The following is a 14809-nucleotide window of genomic DNA, read 5'->3' as shown; positions in this document are numbered from 1 at the left end:
GACCGCGGCCTACGCGCTGGTCGTCGACGTGGCCTCCGGGGCCGAGGCGGAGGTCGGGAGGATCGCGGGGCGCTTGCGGGGGTTGTGACGTCGGTCCCACCCACCGGTGACCCGGCCCGGTCCGCGCATGGGTGGGCTCGGGACGCCGGTAGGGTGGCCCGGTTGTCATACGTAGCCGAGCCGTCAGGCTCCCTCGAACGAGCCGCCCGACCCCCAACGGAGACCGTGACTACCACCGCCGGCACCAGCACTGCCTCGCACCACCTGTCCCCGGCGTTCCCCGGCCGCGCCCCCTGGGGTACCGCCAGCAAGCTCCGCGCCTGGCAGCAGGGTGCGATGGAGAGGTACATCCAGGAGCAGCCGCGGGACTTCCTGGCGGTCGCCACCCCCGGCGCCGGCAAGACGACCTTCGCGCTGACGCTGGCCTCCTGGCTGCTTCACCACCACGTCGTGCAGCAGGTGACCGTGGTGGCCCCGACCGAGCACCTGAAGAAGCAGTGGGCCGAGGCCGCCGCCCGGATAGGGATCAAGCTCGACCCGGAGTACAGTGCCGGGCCGCTCGGCCGGGAGTACCACGGGGTCGCCGTGACGTACGCCGGTGTCGGCGTCCGGCCCATGCTGCACCGCAACCGCGTCGAGCAGCGCAAGACCCTCGTCATCCTCGACGAGATCCACCACGCCGGTGACAGCAAGTCCTGGGGTGAGGCCTGCCTGGAGGCGTTCGAGCCCGCCACCCGCCGGCTCGCGCTGACCGGTACACCCTTCCGGTCCGACACCAACCCCATCCCCTTCGTCACGTACGAGGAGGGCAACGACGGCATCCGCCGGTCGGCGGCCGACTACACCTACGGCTACGGCAACGCGCTCGCCGACAACGTCGTCCGGCCGGTCATCTTCCTCTCCTACAGCGGCAACATGCGCTGGCGCACCAAGGCCGGTGACGAGATCGCCGCCCGTCTCGGCGAGCCCATGACCAAGGACGCCGTCAGCCAGGCCTGGCGGACCGCCCTCGACCCGCGCGGTGAGTGGATGCCCTCCGTGCTGCGGGCGGCCGACCAGCGGCTGACCGAGGTCAGGAAGGCCATCCCGGACGCCGGCGCCCTCGTCATCGCCTCCGACCAGGACTCGGCGCGCGCCTACGCCAAGCTCATCCGGGACATCACCGGCAGCAAGGCCACCCTCGTGCTGTCCGACGACTCCGGCGCCTCCGAGCGGATCGACGAGTTCAGCGCGAACAACGACCGGTGGATGGTCGCGGTGCGGATGGTGTCCGAGGGCGTCGACGTACCGCGCCTGGCGGTGGGCGTGTACGCCACCACCATCTCCACGCCGCTCTTCTTCGCGCAGGCCGTCGGGCGTTTCGTGCGGTCCCGGCGGCGCGGTGAGACCGCCTCGGTGTTCCTGCCGACCGTGCCCGACCTGCTCTCCTTCGCCAACGAGATGGAACGCGAGCGCGACCACGTCCTGGACAAGCCCAAGAAGGGGGGCGAGGAGGACCCGTACGCCGAGTCCGAGAAGGAGATGGACGAGGCGAACCGGGAGCAGGACGAGGACACCGGCGAGCAGGAGCAGTTCTCCTTCGAGGCCCTCGAGTCCGAGGCCGTCTTCGACCGGGTCATGTACAACGGCGCCGAGTTCGGCATGCAGGCCCACCCGGGCAGCGAGGAGGAGCAGGACTACCTCGGCATCCCGGGGCTGCTGGAGCCCGACCAGGTGCAGCTGCTGCTGCAGAAGCGGCAGGCCCGGCAGATCGCGCACAGCCGCAAGAAGCCGGACGAGGAAGCCGACCTGCTCGAAGTGCCGGCCGAGCGGCGGCCGGTGGTCTCCCACAAGGAGATGATGGAGCTGCGGCGGCAGCTCAACACGATGGTCGGCGCGTACGTCCACCAGAGCGGCAAGCCGCACGGCGTGATCCACACGGAGCTGCGGCGCGTGTGCGGGGGGCCTCCGGCGGCTGAGGCGACGGCGGGGCAGTTGAAGCAGCGGATCGCCAAGGTGCAGGAGTGGGCGACCCGGATGAAGTGACGCCCCTGTGGTGTCGTCCGCGGGTTGTGTGTGGCTGGTCGCGCAGTTCCCCGCGCCCCTTCGGGGCGCGCATACCGCCCCAAACAGAAGCACTCCACACCGGACCGTGCCCGGATTCTGGACGGAGGCTTCCGCTGAGCGAACCTGCTTCGCTACTGTCCGGCTACGCACACGCCCCGTGGCAGCGCCGCCGCGGAGCGCAGCCGTGAAGCGACGCGGTCCGGACAGGCCGGGCCGCCGGCCGATCGGCGGCCTCTGAAGCGCGTGACCGACGGGACTCGGTGACGCATCCGCCGACCGAGGGGCCGCCGACCTCACCACTAAGGAGTGGGCGTCGTGACCGCGGAGACCTCTCAGACGCTCGACCGGGGACTGCGTGTCCTCAAGCTGCTCGCCGACACGGACCACGGGCTCACCGTGACCGAACTCTCGCTCCGGCTCGGGGTGAACCGGACCGTCGTGTACCGGTTGCTCGCCACGCTGGAACAGCACGCCCTCATACGCCGTGACCTCGGAGGACGTGCCCGGGTCGGCCTCGGGGTGCTGCGGCTGGGGCGGCAGGTCCATCCGCTGGTGCGGGAGGCCGCGATGCCGGCGCTGCGATCGCTGGCCGAGGACATCGGCGCGACGGCGCATCTGACCCTGGTCGACGGCGCGGACGCGCTCGCGGTGGCCGTCGTGGAACCGACCTGGACGGACTATCACGTCGCCTACCGGGCCGGGTTCCGCCACCCTCTGGACCGGGGCGCCGCCGGCAAGGCGATCCTCGGGGCCCGGCAGCACCCGATGGCCGGCCCCGGTTACACCCTGACCCACGGGGAGCTGGAGGCGGGCGCGTGCGGGGCGGCGGCGCCGCTGCTGGGCGTGACGGGCGTCGAGGGCAGTGTGGGCGTGGTGATGCTGGCCGAGGCGGTGCCGGAGCGGGTGGGACCGCGGGTCGTCGACGCGGCCCGGGAGGTCGCGGAGGCGCTGCGCTGACGGACGCCGCTCGGCCGCCTGGCCGGGTCGCGGAAGAGGGCCCCGACGCCCTGATCCCGGGCGTACCGGGAAGAGGGCCTCCGACGCCCTGACCCCGGGTGTACCGCACGCCCGCGTTAGATTGATCCTGTGTTCTCTCGCCTCACGCGCCCCCAGGCCGTCGCCGTCTGCGCCCTGCCCGTCGTGGCCCTGTTCGCCACGGCGGTGTTCGCACCGCTGCCGTTCTCGGTGGCGCAGCCGGGGCTGACGGCGAACGTGCTGGGCGAGAACAAGGGCACGGAGGTGATCACCATCTCCGGGGCGCCGGTCCGGGACACCCCAGGCCAGCTGCGGATGACCACCATCGAGGCGACCTCCCCGGGCACCCGCGTCTCGCTCCTCGACGTCGTCGACGGCTGGTTCCGCACCGACCAGGCGGTCATGCCGCGCGACTCCGTCTACCCGAGCGGGAACAGCGTCAAGGAGATCGAGCGGCACAACGAGAAGCAGATGAAGGAGTCCCAGGACGCGGCGACGCGGGCCGCGCTGGGGTACCTCGGTCTCGACGGCAAGGACATCGAGGTCAGCCTGAAGCTCGCGGACGTGGGCGGGCCCAGTGCGGGGCTGCTGTTCTCCCTCGGGATCATCGACAAGCTCGACGGCGACGGCACGGGCGGCGATCTCACGGGCGGCCGGGTCATCGCCGGTACGGGCACGATCGACGCGACCGGCCGGGTCGGTGCGGTGGGGGGCGTCGCCCTCAAGACGCAGGCCGCGAAGCGGGACGGTGCGACGGTGTTCCTGGTGCCGAAGGCGGAGTGCGGGGACGCGCGCGCCGAGCTGCCGAAGGGCCTGCGGCTGATTCCGGTGACCACCCTCAAGGGCACGGTGAGTTCCCTGGTGGCCCTGGAGACGGGCAAGGGGTCCGTGCCGAGTTGTTAGTGGGCGGTGGCCGTTCCGGGCCGGGTGGCGAGTCTTAACCCCATTTCCACGAGGGTCCAGCCCAGACGCGTACGAAGGTCGGGACGGCGCGCCGGACGGGGTCCGGCCTCGGCGCGGAGTTCGGCGGCGCGGGCGTGGTGCAGGGTGAGGTGGATGTCCGGGTGCATGGGTGATGGCCTTTCACAACGTCGTCTGGCTGGGGAAGACGTGCGTGTGGACGCGTACCGTTTCGGCGTCCGGTGTGCCTTCGGGCAGGGGGCGGTAGCTCTGGATGAGGTCGTGCATCTTGCCGACCAGCTCACGTGCGAGTTCGGGAGTGAGCTGCAGAGTGAAGTCGCTGAGGTCCGTGGCGCCGTCCCATTCCTCACCCCACTCACTCGTGTTGCCGAGCCAGGTCGCGACCTCCCGGGTGTGCACGTCGGCGAGCTCGTACCGGAACAGGGCGACGGCTCCCCGCACGGCCGGGTCCGGGTCCTTGATCAGGGTCTCGTCGAGTTGCACGCCCCGGTCGACCGCCTTCCACCACCGCTCCCGCCCCTTGCCCCGCTCCGGGTCGTCGGCGACGAAACCGTGCGCGGCGAGTTGCCGTAGGTGGTAGCTGGTCGCACCGCTCGACTCGCCGAGTTTCTCCGCCAGGCCGGAGGCCGTGGCGGGACCGCCGCGGCGTAGTGCGATCAGCAGCTGCATCCGCAGGGGATGAGCCAGGCCGCGCAGGGAGCGGGCGTCGAGAAGGCGGGGAGCCGGTTCGTCGGGCATGCATGCAAAGGTAGCGTTGCAAAGCTCTCTTTGCAACGACTTCTTTGTAACTCATCCCTCCTTGACGAACCCCTCCTCCACCAGCCAGTCCAGCGCCACCTGATGGGGGTCCTCCCCGTCCACGTCCACCTTCGCGTTCAGCGTCCGCGCCACGGAGTTGTCGAGCTTCGCCGTCACCGGGTTCAGGACCTCCGCGATCGCCGGCCACTCCTTCAGCGACTTGGCGTTGATCATCGGCGCGGCGTTGTAGTGGGGGAAGAACTCCCTGTCGTCCGCCATGACCGCGAGGTTCATGGACTTGATGCGCCCGTCGGTGGTGAACACCTCGCCGAACGTGCAAGTGCCGGTGTCGGTCTGGGTGTAGATGATGCCGGTGTCCATCTGGGTGATGTTCCGGGCGGGCACGTTCATGCCGTAGGCCTTCTGCATGCCCGGCAACCCGTCCGCCCGGTTCGCGAACTCGACCTCCACGCACAGCTTCACGGCCTCCGGGTCGGACTCCGCCAGCCTCGCCACGTCGGACATGGTCTTCACGCCGTACTTCTTCGCGTTCCGCTGGTTCGTCGCCAGCGCGTACGTGTTGTCCAGCTCCGAGGGCGGCAGCCAGACCAGCCCGTTGCCCGCGTCCTCCTTCTTCACGGCCTCCCACTGCGCCTGCGGGTCGGCGATCGGCTCGCTGTGTCCGAGGTACGTGATCCAGGCCGTGCCCGTGTACTCGTATCCGGCGTCCGCGTCGCCCTTGCGCACCGCCTCGCGGCTGCCGAGGGAACCCTGGATGCCGGTGCGGTCGATGACGTCGGCGCCGGCCGCCTCGAACGCGATGCCCATGATCGAGCCGAGGATGAGCTGCTCGGTGAACGACTTCGACGTCACCGTCAGCTGTGCGCCCTTCAGCGGCTCACCCCGGCCGATCGAGCCCGGCTCCACATCGTCGGTCAAGGGGGAGCCGCTGGTCAGTCCGCAGCCGGCCGCCGTCAGCAGCAGGCCCGCCGCCGACAGGCACGTACGCCGCCTCATGGCCGCAGCCCCCGCGGTCGCAGCAGCAGTTCGGCGATCGACGCCAGCCAGTCCACCAGCAGCGCCAGCACCACCGTGAGGACCGATCCCAGCACGAGCACCGGCATCCGCTGGTTGGTGATGCCGGTCGTGATCAGCACGCCGAGGCCGCCGCCCCCGCCGAAGACCGCCAGGGTCGCCGTACCGACGTTCAGGACGAGGGCCGTGCGCACACCCGCGAGGATCAGCGGGACGGCCAGGGGGAGTTCCACTCGCGCCAGCACCCCCAGCGGGGACATGCCGATGCCCCGGGCCGCCTCCAGCAGGGTCGGGTCGTTCGCCTTCAGGCCGGTGATCGTGTTGGAGAGCACGGGCAGGATGGCGTAGGCGATGATGCCGATCAGGGCGGCCCTGCGGCCGATGCCCAGCCAGATCACCAGGAGGGCCAGCAGGCCGATCGCCGGGGTCGCCTGACCCGTGTTGGCGAAGGCCATCGCCACCGGGGTGGCCCTGCTCACCGCCCCGCGGGTCAGCAGGATGCCCAGCGGGATCGCGATGACGAGCACGAAGAACGTGGAGATCACGGTCAGTTGGATGTGCTGCCAGAGCGCCTTGCTCACCTGGTCGCCCGACAGGGCGTTGCGGGTGAGCGCGTCCAGGTCGGCCTGCTGGAACCACAGCCAGGTGGCGAGCAGTACGGCGATCAGGACGACCGGCAGGAACGTCAGCTTCTGCCAGGTGAGGCGGGCGGGCCGGCGCTCCGGTGGGGGCGCCTCAGCCTCCTCCGGAGGCTCGGAGGTCTCCACGACCTCCGTGGCGGTCACCGTTCTCCTCCCGGGCCGCTCAAGGCCGCCGGGCCCGGGGCCCCCTCCTGCTCCGCGTGCGTCTGGGAGGCCCGCAGCGACTCCAGCTCGTGCTGGTGCTCCATCGCGTCGAGCCGGTCGGCCTCCAGCATCTCGTGCACGGAGTTCATGAGGGTCTCCATGTCGACGACGCCCGTGTACTCGCCGCGCCGCCCGGTCACCGCCACCCGCCCGGCGTTGTCGGTGAGCACGGCCTCCAGGGCGTCCCGCAGGGTCGCGTCCCGGGTGACGGTGTCGTGCACCAGGGTCCCGGCGCGGGCCAGCGAGCCCCGGGCCCGCATCAGATCGCCGCGCCGCAGCCACTTGTAGGGGCGTCCGCGCCGGTCGAGCAGCAGGATCTCGTTGCTGCCGCTGGTGCGCAGCCGGTTGAAGATCTGCTGCAACGGGTCGTCGACCGTGACCGTCGGATAGTCGGTGATCTCCACGTCCCGTACCCGGGTCAGGTTCAGCCGCTTCAGCGCCGCACCGGCCCCCACGAACCCGGACACGAAGTCGTCCGCCGGGTTGGTCAGGATCGCCTCGGGGGTGTCGAACTGCGCGATGTGCGACCGCTCGCGCAGCACCGCGATCCGGTCACCGATCTTGATCGCCTCGTCGAAGTCGTGGGTGACGAAGACGATCGTCTTGTGCAGTTCGTGCTGCAGCCGGATCAGCTCGTCCTGGAGGTGCTCCCGGGTGATGGGGTCCACCGCCCCGAACGGCTCGTCCATCAGCAGCACCGGGGGATCGGCGGCCAGGGCCCGGGCCACGCCCACGCGCTGCTGCTGCCCGCCGGACAGCTGACGCGGGTAGCGGCCGCGGAACTCCCCGGGGTCCAGGCCCACGAGGTCGAGCAGCTCCTCCGTCCGCTGCTTGATCCGTGCCTTGGGCCAGCCGATCATCTTCGGGACGATCCCGATGTTCTGGGAGACCGTCATGTGCGGGAAGAGCCCGGCGGACTGGATGGCGTAACCCACCTTGCGGCGCAGCTTGACCGGGTCCATGTCGGTGACGTCCTCGCCGCCGATGCGGATGCGGCCGCCGGTCGGCTCGATCAGGCGGTTGATCATCTTGAGGGTGGTCGACTTCCCGCAGCCCGACGGGCCGACGAACACGACGACCTCGCCCGCCTTGATCTCCATGCTCACGTTGTCCACCGCCGGCCGCGCACTGCCGGGGTAGCGCTTGGTCAGGCCCTCCAGCTCGATGGAGGCACCGTGGTCGCCGGTCTCAGGCACGGATCCCCCTGGGAATGGTCAGCCGTCCGAGCAGGACGTACGCGGCGTCGAACAGCAACGCCAGGACGATGATGCCGAGCGTCCCCGCGAGGACCTGGTTGAGCGCGTTGGCGCTGCCCAGCGAGGCGAGGCCGCGGAAGATGACGTTGCCGAGACCGGGCCCGGAGGCGTACGCCGCGATGGCCGCGATGCCCATCAGCATCTGGGTGGAGACCCGGATGCCGGTCAGGATCGGCGGCCAGGCCAGCGGCAGCTCGACCCGCAGCAGCCGGGCCGGCCGGGACATGCCGATGCCCGTGGCGGCGTCCACCAGTGTCGGGTCGACGCCGCGCAACCCGACGATCGCGTTGCGCACCACCGGCAGCAGCCCGTACAGCGTCAGCGCGATCACCGTGGGCGGCACGCCGAGGCCCACGACGGGGATGAGCAGGCCGATCAGGGCGAGCGCCGGCACGGTCAGGATGGTGGCGGTGGTCGTGGTCGCGAGGTTCCCGGCCCACTCGCTGCGGTAGCCGGCGATGCCGATCAGCACCCCGAGCACGGTCGCCACGACCATGCACTGGAAGACGGCGCTCGCATGCTGGTAGGCGTCCGCGAGCAGCTGCTGGTGCCGGTTGACCAGGTACTCCCAGAAGTTCACACGCGCTCACCCCACGACTCAGGTCTCCTCCGCGGCCTGCTCCACGAGCGGGATGATCCGCAGCGGAACGGGGTTCTCCATGACGATCGCCGTGGAGGCCCGGACGATGCCATCAAAACCGACGACCCGGTCGATCACACGCTGGAGATCGGCGTTCGAGCGGGCCACGAGCCGGCAGAGCATGTCCCCGGTGCCGGTGGTCGTGTGCAGCTCCAGCACCTCCGGCACGGTCGCCAAGTGGGCCCGTACGTCGGCCCCTTGCCCCTGCCGGATCTGCAACGTCGCGAACGCCGTGACCGGGTAGCCGAGCGCGGCCGGATCCACCTGCGGACCGAACCCCCGGATGACTCCGTTCGACTGAAGCCGGTCCAGCCGGGCCTGCGCGGTGCCGCGTGCCACACCCAGCCGCCGGGACATCTCCAGCACCCCGATCCGCGGTTCCCTGGCGAGCAGCAGGATGATCCGGCCGTCCAGATGATCGATCGCCACAGCAGCCTCCCGGCATGGTCATCCTGTACAGAAGGGCCGCCGATACGGCCGTAATGCTGAACAGATTGCCCAGCAAAAACGCAAACTATTGCGCACCTTGCCGGTCGGGGAGACCCTGCGGCTATGACGCAGACCACACACCACACTCCCGACACCGCCCGGCAGGCCGACCCCTTCCCGGTCAAGGGAATGGACGCGGTCGTCTTCGCCGTGGGCAACGCCAAGCAGGCGGCGCACTACTACTCCACCGCCTTCGGCATGAAGCTGGTCGCCTACTCCGGACCGGAGAACGGCAGCCGCGAGACCGCGAGCTACGTGCTGGAGAACGGCTCCGCCCGCTTCGTCCTCACCTCGGTCATCAAGCCCTCCACCGAGTGGGGCCACTTCCTCGCGCAGCACGTGGCCGAGCACGGCGACGGCGTCGTCGACCTCGCCATCGAGGTCCCGGACGCGCGCGCCGCCTACGCCTACGCCCTGGAGCACGGCGCCCGCTCGGTCGCCGAGCCGTACGAGCGGAAGGACGAGCACGGCACGGTCGTCCTGGCCGCCATCGCCACCTACGGCGAGACCCGGCACACCCTCGTCGAGCGCTCCGGCTACGACGGCCCCTACCTGCCCGGCTACGTCGCGGCCCAGCCGATGGTCGAGCCGCCCGCCCAGCGCACCTTCCAGGCGATCGACCACTGCGTCGGCAACGTCGAGCTCGGCCGCATGAACGAGTGGGTCGGCTTCTACAACAAGGTCATGGGCTTCACGAACATGAAGGAGTTCGTGGGCGACGACATCGCCACCGAGTACAGCGCGCTGATGTCGAAGGTCGTCGCCGACGGCACGCTCAAGGTCAAGTTCCCGATCAACGAGCCGGCCATCGCCAAGAAGAAGTCCCAGATCGACGAGTACCTGGAGTTCTACGGCGGCGCGGGCGTGCAGCACATCGCCCTCAACACGGGCGACATCGTCCAGACGGTCCGCACGATGCGGGCGGCCGGCGTCGAGTTCCTCAACACGCCCGACTCCTACTACGACACGCTCGGGGAGTGGGTCGGCGAGACCCGCGTCCCCATCGACACCCTGCGCGAACTGAAGATCCTCGCCGACCGCGACGAGGACGGCTACCTGCTGCAGATCTTCACCAAGCCGGTCCAGGACCGTCCGACCGTCTTCTTCGAGATCATCGAGCGCCACGGCTCGATGGGCTTCGGCAAGGGCAACTTCAAGGCCCTGTTCGAGGCGATCGAGCGCGAGCAGGACCGCCGCGGCAACCTGTGACCCCATCGCCCCACCGGGCTCGTGCGGGTGTCACGGGGCACCCGCACGAACTCATGGCCCGGCCATCTCCGGAACATCCTCGTCCGGCGGCTCCCCCAGCTCCCGCGCCGCCTCCCGGGCGGCACGCGCGTGCAGGGGAGAGAAGTACGGGTTGATCCGCAGAGCCTCCGCGAGGTGCCGGCGGGCCGCGCCGTAGCGCTCCAGCTCCCGCTCGATCACGCCCCGGTGGTACATGGACACCGCGTCGCGCACCCCGCCCCCGCGTTCGGAGTCCGTCGCCGCCAGCGCGAACCGCAGGGCCTCCTCCGGCTTCCCGGCCCGGTACAGCGCCCAGCCCAGCGCGTCGGCGACCTCCGTCCCGGGCTGGCGCCGCCACTCCGCCCGCAACCGCCGCACCGCCGCCCGCGGATCGCCGTGGTCGGCCTCGAACCGGCCCAGCACCAGCTCCTCGTCCGCCCCGCCCGCCGCGGCGGCCCGCACCCGCTGCCGCAGCAGGTCGTACTGCACCCGGGCCGCTTCCGGCATGCCCAGCGACTCGTACAACTCGCCCAGTTCCAGGGCGTACCGCGGGCACGGCTGCCGGGCGAGGGCCACCCGGTAGGCGTTCAGGGCCTCGGTCGTCCGGCCGAGGGCCGCCAGCGCCCGGCCCTGACCCGCCTGCGCGGCCCGCTGGTCGGGGTCGAGCCGGACCGCCTCCCGGAAATGCCGCAGCGCGACCTCGAGGTCCCCGCGCTCCCAGGCCAGCTGCCCGGCCCGCTCCAGGTAGGCCGCCCGCTCGGCGGGGGCCCGCGCGCCCGCCGCCGCGTCCGCCAGCGAGGCCGCCGCGTCCTCCCGCCGGCCCCGGTCCCGGTACACGGCCGCGGCCCGCGCGAGCACGGCGGGGCCGGAGCGCAGTTCGGTCAGCCGGTCCAGCGTCCGCTTGACCGCCTTGTGCTCGCCGAGCCCGGTGTAGGCGTCGATGAGCAGCGGATACGTCGTCCACCGGCGCGGCTCCAGCTTCAGCGCCGCCTCGCCCCACCGGCGCGCGGCACGGAAGTCCCGGCGGGCGTTCGACAGCGCGGCCAGCCCGGCCAGAGCCCGGGTGTTGCGCTGCGGGCGCACCGTCAGCGACCTCCGCAGCGCGTGCTCCGCGCGCGGGTAGTACGCCGGGTCGGCCAGGCGCCGCCCCCGCTCCACGTAGGCCGCCCCGAGCACCGCCCAGGACGTCGCGTCGCGCGGACGTGCCCGCACGGCCTTCTCCCGCTCGTCGATCAGCTCCGCCAGGCCGGGCAGCGCGGCCGGCACCCCGTCGGCCACCGCGGCCATGGCCAGGGCCCCCGGCGACGGCGGGGCGGGCTCGGTCGCCCGCTCCCACGGCAGCAACACCAGCACCCCGCCCAGCACGGCACACCCCGCGACGGAGGCGATCAGCACCGGGCGGCGTCCCGCGCTTCGTTTCCGCCGCTCCGGGCCCTCCTGCTCGTTCTCCATGACGGTCACTGTGCGTCAATACGACGACCACACCCGGGCAGGTGAAGGGTGCCGCCGACGGGGTTCACACCGATGGCCCCGGATGCCAACCTGTGATCATGAGCCGTATCGAAGCGCCCGGCGACGAAACGACCTCCCGTCTGGCCGACCTCCTGCTCGACGGTCTCCCCGCCGAGGCGGTCCTCACCGATCCCGACGTCACGGCCTCCTACGCCCACGACATGGCGAGCTTCTGCCCGGCCGGCACCCCGGCCGTCGTCGTACTGCCCCGCACCACCGAGCAGGTGCAGCACGTGATGCGCACCGCCACCGCCCTGCGCGTCCCGGTCGTCCCGCAGGGTGCCCGCACCGGCCTGTCCGGCGCCGCCAACGCCTGCGACGGCTGCATCGTGCTCTCCCTGACGAAGATGGACCGGATCCTGGAGATCAACCCGGTCGACCGCGTCGCCGTCGTCGAACCCGGCGTGATCAACGCCGCCCTGTCCCGGGCCGTCGGCGAACACGGCCTGTACTACCCGCCGGACCCCTCCAGCTGGGAGATGTGCACCATCGGCGGCAACATCGGCACCGCCTCCGGCGGCCTGTGCTGCGTGAAGTACGGGGTGACCGCCGAGTACGTCCTCGGCCTCGACGTCGTCCTCGCGGACGGACGCCTGATGTCCACCGGCCGCCGCACCGCCAAGGGCGTCGCCGGGTACGACCTGACCCGCCTGTTCGTCGGCTCCGAGGGCTCGCTCGGCATCGTCGTCCGGGCCGTCCTCGGGCTGCGCCCCAAGCCGCCCGCGCAGCTGGTGCTGGCCGCCGAGTTCGCCTCCGCGGCAGCCGCGTGCGACGCCGTGTGCCGCGTCATGGAGGGCGGCCACGTCCCGTCACTCCTCGAACTCATGGACCGTACGACGGTCAAGGCCGTCAACGCGATGGCGCGCATGGGCCTCCCCGAGACCACCGAGGCCCTGCTGCTGGCCGCGTTCGACACCACCGCCCCGGCCGCCGACCTGGCCGCCGTCGGCGCGCTGTGCGAGGCGGCCGGCGCCACCCGGGTCGTCCCCGCCGACGACGTGGCCGAGTCCGAACTGCTCCTCCAGGCCCGGCGGTTGTCGCTCACCGCGCTGGAGGCGGTCAAGGGCGTGACGATGATCGACGACGTGTGCGTGCCGCGCTCCCGGCTCGCCGAGATGCTCGAAGGCGTCGACCGGATCGCCGAGAAGTACCGGCTCACCATCGGTGTCGTCGCCCACGCGGGTGACGGCAACACCCATCCGACGGTCTGCTTCGACCCCGCGGACCCCGACGAGTCCCGGCGCGCCCGCGAGTCCTTCGACGAGATCATGGGCCTCGGCCTGGAACTGGGTGGCACCATCACCGGCGAGCACGGTGTCGGCGTGCTGAAGAAGGAGTGGCTGGCGCGCGAGATCGGCCCCGTGGGCATGGAGATGCAGCGGGCCGTCAAGCAGGCCTTCGACCCGCTGAACATCCTGAACCCGGGCAAGCTCTTCTGAGGCCCGGGCCCTCACTGGGCGAGCAGCTGGGCCAGCTCGTCGTCGAGGCCGAGCTGCTCACCCTCCGTGCCCGGCGGGACCACCCGCAGCGTCCTTTCCAGCCAGGCCGACACCGCCGCCGCCGGGGCCTCCAGCAGGGCGTCCCCGTCGGGTGAGCTCAGCGCCATCAGCACGACGCCGCGCCCCTCGGTCCTCGTCGGCCACACCCGCACGTCCCCCTGCCCGCAGGGCCGGAAGACGCCCTCCGCCAGCAGGTCCCGGGCGAACGTCCAGTACACGGGGTGCTCGGAGTCGACGTGGAAGGTGACGTGGACGGCGTAGGGGTCGTCGGTGAGATACCCGAGCCGGGCCGGCACCGGGATCCTGCGCTCCGGCGACAGGACGAGGTTCAGCTCCAGATCCCGCTCCACCACGGTGTGCATGGCGGTGTTCCCTTCTCCTGACGGCTGCCCGTGAGGGCTGGTCAGGGGGAGAGAGCGGGCAGGGGCCGCGGCATTACGTGCCTTGCCGGAAGTTTTTTCGCAGGGGACCCCCCGGAGCGGTGCCGTGCGTAGCACATCGGTGCTCGAAAGGGGCGGGTCCCGTGGGAGCGGCGCTGCGGCCGGCGCTCGTCTGATAGATGTGGAGGCCCCCATTTGGCCCCCGAGCAGATACGGGACGACGGACATGAGCGCCCCAACCCCGGCCCCCGGTGACGACAGGCCCCGCGAAGGGTATTACCCGGACCCGTCCATTCCTGGATATGTCCGGTACTGGAACGGCGCCTCCTGGGTGCCGGGCACCAGCCGTCCGGCGCCCAAGGACGGTGAGTCGCTCGCGCCGCCGCCCGGGGCGGGTGCGGCGCGACCCGCCCCGGTGGAGGAGACCGGCCCGCACTTCTTCGACGAGGACCCGGTCGCGGAGCCGTCCGCCGCCGACGCCCAGCACGGCAGCCGTCCCGAGCCCGCGTCCGCCTGGGGTGCCGACCGCTCCCGCCAGTCCGGCTTCGGCGGCGACCAGGACCGCCGGGTCTCGTGGGGCGCGCCGCAGGGTGCGCAGGGCGCGGACCGGCAGGGCGCCCCGGGTGCCGACCCGAGGGTGCCGCCCGCCGACCGCCGGCCCGACGGGGAGTCCGCCCGCTCCGACGGCACCGCGGACCTCCCGCCCTCGGGCCAGGCGAACGCCGCGGCGGGGGAGGGCACGTTCGTGTTCCGCCGCCCGGCGGGCAACGCCGGGGGAGGGGCCTCGGCCGATGCCCCGGACGACGGCACGATGACGTTCCGCGCGGTGTCCTCGCGCACCGGCCGGGCCGGCGGCGGCTCGAAGCCGCCCGGGGGGTCGGGCCGTCCGGACCGTGGGGTGGGTCCAGGCGACAACTCCGGCCCCGGCCCCGGCCCCGGATTCGGACCGGCGGGCTCGGGCGTCTCGGGAAGCGGCGCGGCGGCGTCCGGTTTCGCGGGGCAGGCCGGGGCGGCCGGCGGCGGCTTCGGGCCGGCCGGCGGCGCGGCGGCGTCCGCCTTCGGCGGTGAACACGGATCGGCGGGCCCCGTCGGGGCCCCGTCGGGGCCCGCCTTCGGCGCGCAGGCCGGGCCGACCGGCCCCGGGAGCGGTGCGTCCGGGCCCGCGAGCGGTCCGTCCGGCCCCGGCTTCGGCGCGGGCAAGGCCGCCGCCGCCCGGGCCGCCGCGCAGGCGCCGGGCGTGGGCAAG

14 protein-coding genes are annotated in these 14809 nt (G+C 72.1%); 6 read left to right on the top strand and 8 right to left on the bottom strand.

Annotated elements, in window-relative coordinates:
• The first annotated feature begins 225 nt into the window (after positions 1 to 225).
• From QNO09_RS27745 to QNO09_RS27735, 3 genes are all read left to right on the top strand, one after another.
• Positions 226 to 2025 carry a DEAD/DEAH box helicase gene (locus QNO09_RS27745; protein WP_283972988.1) on the top strand — a complete coding sequence of 600 codons (1800 nt, stop codon included), beginning with the start codon at positions 226 to 228 and terminating at the stop codon, positions 2023 to 2025.
• Positions 2026 to 2361: 336 nt separating this feature from the next.
• Positions 2362 to 3003: an IclR family transcriptional regulator gene (locus QNO09_RS27740; protein WP_283972987.1), complete on the top strand. Its 642-nt coding sequence runs from the start codon at positions 2362 to 2364 to the stop codon at positions 3001 to 3003.
• 129 nt (positions 3004 to 3132) lie between these two features.
• Positions 3133 to 3924 carry a S16 family serine protease gene (locus QNO09_RS27735; protein ID WP_283972986.1) on the top strand — a complete coding sequence of 264 codons (792 nt, stop codon included), beginning with the start codon at positions 3133 to 3135 and terminating at the stop codon, positions 3922 to 3924.
• 180 nt (positions 3925 to 4104) lie between these two features.
• Here QNO09_RS27735 and QNO09_RS27730 read toward each other — a convergent pair whose 3' ends face one another.
• Genes QNO09_RS27730 through QNO09_RS27705 form a run of 6 tightly spaced genes read right to left on the bottom strand, consistent with a single transcriptional unit; the run spans position 4105 to position 8885 of the window.
• A complete protein-coding gene (locus tag QNO09_RS27730) occupies positions 4105 to 4680 on the bottom strand; it encodes an ArsR/SmtB family transcription factor (RefSeq protein ID WP_283972985.1) in 576 nt (191 codons plus the stop codon).
• 51 nt (positions 4681 to 4731) lie between these two features.
• The gene (locus QNO09_RS27725; RefSeq protein WP_283972984.1) at positions 4732 to 5697 is read right to left on the bottom strand and encodes a glycine betaine ABC transporter substrate-binding protein; all 966 of its coding nucleotides are present in this window, start codon (positions 5695 to 5697) and stop codon (positions 4732 to 4734) included.
• The gene (locus QNO09_RS27720; protein ID WP_451524676.1) at positions 5694 to 6500 is read right to left on the bottom strand and encodes an ABC transporter permease; all 807 of its coding nucleotides are present in this window, start codon (positions 6498 to 6500) and stop codon (positions 5694 to 5696) included. Before QNO09_RS27720 ends, QNO09_RS27725 begins: the two co-directional genes overlap by 4 nt.
• Positions 6497 to 7756, bottom strand: coding sequence for a betaine/proline/choline family ABC transporter ATP-binding protein (locus QNO09_RS27715; protein WP_283972983.1), 1260 nt, complete (start codon positions 7754 to 7756; stop codon positions 6497 to 6499). Before QNO09_RS27715 ends, QNO09_RS27720 begins: the two co-directional genes overlap by 4 nt.
• A complete protein-coding gene (locus QNO09_RS27710) occupies positions 7749 to 8396 on the bottom strand; it encodes an ABC transporter permease (protein WP_283972982.1) in 648 nt (215 codons plus the stop codon). The genes QNO09_RS27715 and QNO09_RS27710 overlap by 8 nt, the downstream gene beginning before the upstream one ends.
• Positions 8397 to 8414: 18 nt before the next feature.
• Positions 8415 to 8885: an Lrp/AsnC family transcriptional regulator gene (locus QNO09_RS27705; RefSeq protein WP_031140050.1), complete on the bottom strand. Its 471-nt coding sequence runs from the start codon at positions 8883 to 8885 to the stop codon at positions 8415 to 8417.
• Between the two features lie 123 nt (positions 8886 to 9008).
• On the opposite strand from QNO09_RS27705, the gene hppD reads away from it, so the two are divergent.
• Positions 9009 to 10154, top strand: a complete 1146-nt coding sequence (gene hppD, locus QNO09_RS27700) for a 4-hydroxyphenylpyruvate dioxygenase (protein ID WP_283972981.1) — start codon at positions 9009 to 9011, stop codon at positions 10152 to 10154.
• A 51-nt stretch (positions 10155 to 10205) separates the two neighbouring features.
• On the opposite strand, the gene QNO09_RS27695 is transcribed toward hppD, so the two are convergent.
• Positions 10206 to 11624, bottom strand: a complete 1419-nt coding sequence (locus QNO09_RS27695; RefSeq protein WP_283972980.1) for a tetratricopeptide repeat protein — start codon at positions 11622 to 11624, stop codon at positions 10206 to 10208.
• Positions 11625 to 11716: 92 nt separating this feature from the next.
• Here QNO09_RS27695 and QNO09_RS27690 point away from each other — a divergent pair, with 92 nt between their 5' ends.
• Positions 11717 to 13123 (top strand): FAD-binding oxidoreductase, encoded by a 1407-nt coding sequence (locus tag QNO09_RS27690; RefSeq protein ID WP_283972979.1) that lies wholly within the window; start codon positions 11717 to 11719, stop codon positions 13121 to 13123.
• A gap of 11 nt (positions 13124 to 13134) precedes the next feature.
• Here the strand turns inward: QNO09_RS27690 and QNO09_RS27685 are convergent, their stop codons facing one another.
• On the bottom strand, positions 13135 to 13545 hold the full coding sequence (locus tag QNO09_RS27685; RefSeq protein ID WP_283972978.1) for an SsgA family sporulation/cell division regulator: 411 nt from the start codon (positions 13543 to 13545) through the stop codon (positions 13135 to 13137).
• A 244-nt stretch (positions 13546 to 13789) separates the two neighbouring features.
• Here QNO09_RS27685 and QNO09_RS27680 point away from each other — a divergent pair.
• Positions 13790 to 14809, top strand: a 1020-nt coding sequence (locus QNO09_RS27680; protein WP_283972977.1) for a DUF2510 domain-containing protein, incomplete at its 3' end; no start/stop codon positions are given.

Origin of the sequence: Streptomyces sp. 378 (assembly GCF_030124145.1) — a bacterium.
In the GTDB taxonomy this organism is placed as follows: domain Bacteria; phylum Actinomycetota; class Actinomycetes; order Streptomycetales; family Streptomycetaceae; genus Streptomyces.
This window is presented reverse-complemented; position numbering and strand designations above follow the sequence as displayed.